The sequence below is a fragment of the Streptococcus sp. DD11 genome (assembly GCF_001578865.1).
GTDB classification, from domain to species: Bacteria; Bacillota; Bacilli; order Lactobacillales; family Streptococcaceae; genus Streptococcus; species Streptococcus panodentis.
On record NZ_KQ969396.1, the window covers coordinates 69,086 to 73,553 of the forward strand.

Annotated in this window: 4 protein-coding genes, 1 pseudogene and 1 other annotated feature; all 5 genes and pseudogenes read right to left on the reverse strand. The window is 46.6% G+C overall.

The features are described from left to right. Positions 1–2,665 (reverse strand): glycoside hydrolase family 3 protein (locus tag STRDD11_RS09780; RefSeq protein WP_164828461.1); only part of this gene is annotated, 2,665 nt, incomplete at its 3' end. 294 nt (positions 2,666–2,959) lie between these two features. After that, a complete protein-coding gene (gene rpmA / locus STRDD11_RS09785) occupies positions 2,960–3,253 on the reverse strand; it encodes a 50S ribosomal protein L27 (RefSeq protein ID WP_128837169.1) in 294 nt (97 codons plus the stop codon). 17 nt (positions 3,254–3,270) lie between these two features. After that, entirely contained in the window at positions 3,271–3,615 is a 345-nt protein-coding gene (locus STRDD11_RS09790) for a ribosomal-processing cysteine protease Prp (protein WP_128837170.1), read from the reverse strand. Between the two features lie 15 nt (positions 3,616–3,630). Beyond that, complete coding sequence (gene rplU, locus STRDD11_RS09795; protein ID WP_128837171.1) at positions 3,631–3,945, reverse strand: 50S ribosomal protein L21; 315 nt, start codon at positions 3,943–3,945, stop codon at positions 3,631–3,633. Between the two features lie 35 nt (positions 3,946–3,980). Then, positions 3,981–4,068 (reverse strand) — a sequence feature (ribosomal protein L21 leader region). Between the two features lie 95 nt (positions 4,069–4,163). Continuing rightward, positions 4,164–4,468, reverse strand: a pseudogene (locus STRDD11_RS13710) (hypothetical protein); the annotation flags it as partial.

Below are 4,468 nucleotides of genomic sequence, written 5' to 3' on the forward strand. Positions count from 1 at the left end.
GGTTTTTTCTTCTGGAGGCAGAAAGCCGAGAAGAGTCAAGCGGTGCTGGTGGCTGCTGTCCCCCTTGAGGATAGCCAGCAGTTTCCTGTCTAGCAGCTGTTACCTGCATCTTTACAGAATTGTAGTAGCCGCTGCCCATCGAAAATACTCTTTCTTGGCTGTCAATGACCCTGACTGTTGAGATAGGGCTGAACTGCCCTGCTGCCAATGCTTTCAGTTCAATCATTATCGGCTGGCTGTCACCGGCAGTTCTGCGGATGATAATGGTATCCCCGTCAACTGTATAGCTATCACTCGGAAGCGGGCTGAAATGCTGGGCATCCACCGTCAATACCAGTTGGTAAGTTTGTTTGTCCAAACCATTCAGATTCCCTGCCGTCAGCCTTGCTGTAAAAGAATCACCGGCTTTAACGGTATTGGGTACATGCAGCTTGATATTTTTTACTGGGTCGCTATAGAGCAGACCGTGACCAATAGGATAGGCAATCTCTGTCCCAGACATCAGACCGTCCTTGATAGCCGGCACATCCACAGGCAGCTTCCCGATATGCTCCTGGCCGTTGAAAATAACTTCAACACCAGCAGGAATATTAGGACCGAAGGCATTGTCCGGTCTCAGCCCTTCTGTCGGGTCCATTCCTTTATTGCCATAAACAGCTACAATAGCCTTGGCCTTAGGATAATTGGCTGCATCATAGGGTTTGGAAATGCTCATAACAACAGCATTCTTTGCTGCGGCGTTGGCATAGTCCACTACTTCCGTTGGCACCTTGGTCAGCCAAACATCGCTGGCTAATTGAGCCTGGCGGCCAATCTCTGAAACCACAATGATATGACTGGCCTGATCAATTTTCCCTTTCAGCTCATCAAGGCTTGTACTGCTGCTGTAGCGGGCTGTTTCGAAACTCACGCCTTCTGGAATCACGCCGTCAGCTTTTAGGCGCTTCACCCCCAGCTCTAAGCCCGGCAACTCATTATCATAGGCCCCCAGCAGCAAGATTCGGTCACCGGATTTGACCTTAAAAGGCAGAATGGTCTCATCATTTTTGACCACCGTCACAGCTCTGGCTGCAATTTTTCTCTCTCCTTCCCGATTCTGATCGGAACCAACACTGGATAAGGCCTTGGCCTCTGTCCTGTCAGCGAGATTGAAATCCAGTACACCGCGCTTCTCCTTCAGGCTCAGGATACGGGCGGTCGATTCATCCAGCCTGCTTTCTGGAAGCTCCCCTTTTTGAACCGCCTTTTCAATCTCATCAATGATGTTATCAATCTTGGCCAAGTCAGATCGGCTGCGCAAGACAGTCGGCATCAGCACAATATCCACCCCGGCCTTCATGGCCATGACAGCAGCTTCTGACTCACCGAAATTCTGGGCAATGGCATCCATTCCCATAGCATCCGAGACAACCACCCCTTTGTAGCCAAACTTCTTTCTCACGATGCCGGTAATGATATCATCAGATAAGGTCGCCGGTATATAAATGGTTTCTCCGCTTTGTTTGGAAATAACTGTATCTTTTTCAATCTGCGGGTATTGGATATGGGCCGTCATGAGCATATCAGCACCCTTGTCAATAGCCGCCTTAAAGGGCAGCAGTTCTAACTTTTCTAATTCGGCGTAGGATTTGTCAACCAAAGGCAGACCTGTGTGGGAATCTACCGCTGTATCGCCGTGGCCGGGAAAGTGCTTGGCTGCAACTGCTACATTGTAATCCTGGATTCCTTTCATCATAGCCGCTCCCAGACGGGCTACCACCTGCGGATCAGAAGAAAAAGAGCGAAGGCCGATAATGGGATTCTGAGGGTTGTTATTGGTATCAAAAACCGGCGCAAAATCCACATTCAGACCCAGAGCTGATAGCTCACGGCCGATGATTTGTCCTGCTTCTTTAGCCAGTTCTGGATCGCGTGTAGCTCCGACTGCCATATTGCCCGGAAGAGCCGTTCCGCTGCCCAGCCGATAGACAATGCCGCCTTCCTGATCGATAGCCAGCAGCAGAGGCAGGCTGCCGTTCTGTGCTTTATTGCTGATTGCTGCCTCCTGCAAGGCCTGAGTCAGAGACAAAGTCTGTGCGGTTCCTTTAACATTTTCAGCAAAAAGAATAACACCGCCGAAATCGTATTTGTCAATGGCTTCTGCCACTTCCTTATTCAGCTCCGTCATATCAGTCTGGCCCGCTTCCCCGCTTTGCTGCCACTTGCGGAAATCCGGCATCAGCATTTGAGTAATTTTCTGCCTAATCGTCATCTCAGAAAGAAGAGATCGGACTTTTTCCGAAATTTCCTGGCTTTGTTCAGGTTCTTGAAGTTTATCATCCAAACTTTGCTGATTAGCGGCTTCACTGCTTTTCGATCCGGTATCCCTATCAGAAAGGGTCAGAGCAGACTGAGCTTGCGAAACAGCCTCGGCCGCTGCGGCAGACTGAGCGGCAGGCTGACTCAGTGAAACAGCTGGCGCACTTCCAGCATCAGTCTGAACCGCTGTTTCAGAAGCAGCTGGCTCAGCAGAGGCCTTGCTCCATTCTGCAGAAACAAGAGCAGCATCTGGCTGAGATTCTCCTTGCGGCACAGCTGCAGCAGATTCGGCTGCTGCGATTTCTGCACTGGCAAAAGCTACAGTCGATAAAAGAGCCGCAGATAGCAATAATCTGTATTTTTTCATAAGAAAAACTCCTTTTGCTTGTATTTTATATCTATAATAATATCATAAAAGCCAGACTCTGTAAACGATTACATTCCTTGCTCTTTCTTTACCATATATGGTCGTTTAGTTTACCTTTAGCGGAGAATAGTCTATCGGACCACTTCAATCTATCCTATTTGAAAATGAATGAGTGATAGGCTGCGTTGGCTTGGTTTGAAGACTCTAAGGATTTTTTCAGTCATTGCTTCGCCATGTCTTTTCCTCAAAAAAAATTCCCACGCTCAACATCCGAGCATGGGAATATTCTCTGCATTATTTCGCGATTGGGTAAACAGAAACTTGTTTCTTATCGCGTCCTTTGCGCTCAAAGCGTACTACGCCTTCAACCTTTGCAAACAAGGTATCATCACCGCCGCGTCCGACATTAACACCTGGGTGAATGTGGGTACCGCGTTGACGGTAAAGGATAGAGCCGCCGGTAACAGTTTGGCCGTCAGCTGCTTTAGCACCAAGACGTTTCGCTTGTGAGTCACGTCCGTTAGAAGTGGAACCTCCACCTTTTTTGTGGGCGAACAGCTGCAAGTTAGCAAGATTCATTTTCAACATAATGTTTTTCCTCCGTGTTAGTTTTCTGTGATAACTCTTGTTTGGACGAACTCAGACGAGTCCTCCGATAAGTTTGCCATTCCCAAGAAGAATGATTCAAAGAAAAGCTGAGTCATTTCTCTTTGGTGCGGCGGTAAGTCCTGAGGGATTTCAACCTTCAGATAACCGCCTTCTATTTCGTTTAATTCTAAGTCTGGTTCATAGCCTGCGAATTTCTCAACTGAATTGACAAAGTTAATGGCCAGCGTCGAAACGGACGCACAAACAACATCAAAACCGTATTCGCCACTCGCGGCGTGACCAGTGATTTCTGCACGCCTCAGTTCGCCGTCCTCGGCTCTTTCAAAGACTGCCTGTATCATTTGCTCTCCTTAAAATTAAGCGTTGATAGCGTTGATGACAACTTTTGTATAAGGTTGACGGTGACCTTGTTTGCGGTGGCTGCCTTTTTTAGGTTTGTACTTGAAAGTTACGACTTTCTTTTGCTTACCTTGCTTTTCAACAGTTCCGACAACAGTCGCTCCGGCAACAAGAGGAGTTCCGACAACAGTGTTTTCACCACCAACAAGAACAACTTCGTCAAAAGTAACATCCTGACCAGCTTCAGCGTTCAATTTTTCAACGTAGATAGCCTGACCAACTTCAACTTTAACTTGTTTTCCGCCAGTTTTAATGATTGCGTATGTGCTCATTATGCACCTCCTATGGATTTTTGCGGGTTTCCCCAGAATTTGTGAAGACTCGCCTAGCATCGTGGGACGAACCACTTAGGGCTCAAATCTGAGCGGACGATGTTCGAGCGGTTGCACAGGAATGTGCATAGTCAACTTTATAAGTATAGCACTTTTGCTGCTTTTTGGCAAGGATTTTCAACCAATGAAAACGGATTTTCAGACTTCTCTTGGAGATTTTAGCGAATAAAAACAATTTTTCCTTCTTTATTAACTTCTCCATTCAATATCATCGATTTTTTATTTTCTTCTCTTAAATTTCGAACAAGAGCTTTGTTAGAGTTTGAAATGTTAACGATTCGTTTTTCGCTGTTTACATATACTGTCATGGTAACTCTTGAGAAGTTAGACTTTCTGCCACTATCGGCTTCAATATTTGTTACTAAAATAGTTTCCCCGCTGGTTTCTTGATTTGTAAAATAATGATAGCGCCAAACACCATTTGCAATACGATACCCTTCGTAATAAGGAAATGCAACGAATA

Bases quoted from the DNA above. Each gene is read 5' to 3' on its own strand.
- STRDD11_RS09790 (WP_128837170.1), bottom strand. From the start codon at position 3,615: ATGATACAGGCAGTCTTTGAAAGAGCCGAGGACGGCGAACTGAGGCGT.
- rplU (WP_128837171.1), bottom strand. From the start codon at position 3,945: ATGAGCACATACGCAATCATTAAAACTGGCGGAAAACAAGTTAAAGTT.
- rpmA (WP_128837169.1), bottom strand. From the start codon at position 3,253: ATGTTGAAAATGAATCTTGCTAACTTGCAGCTGTTCGCCCACAAAAAA.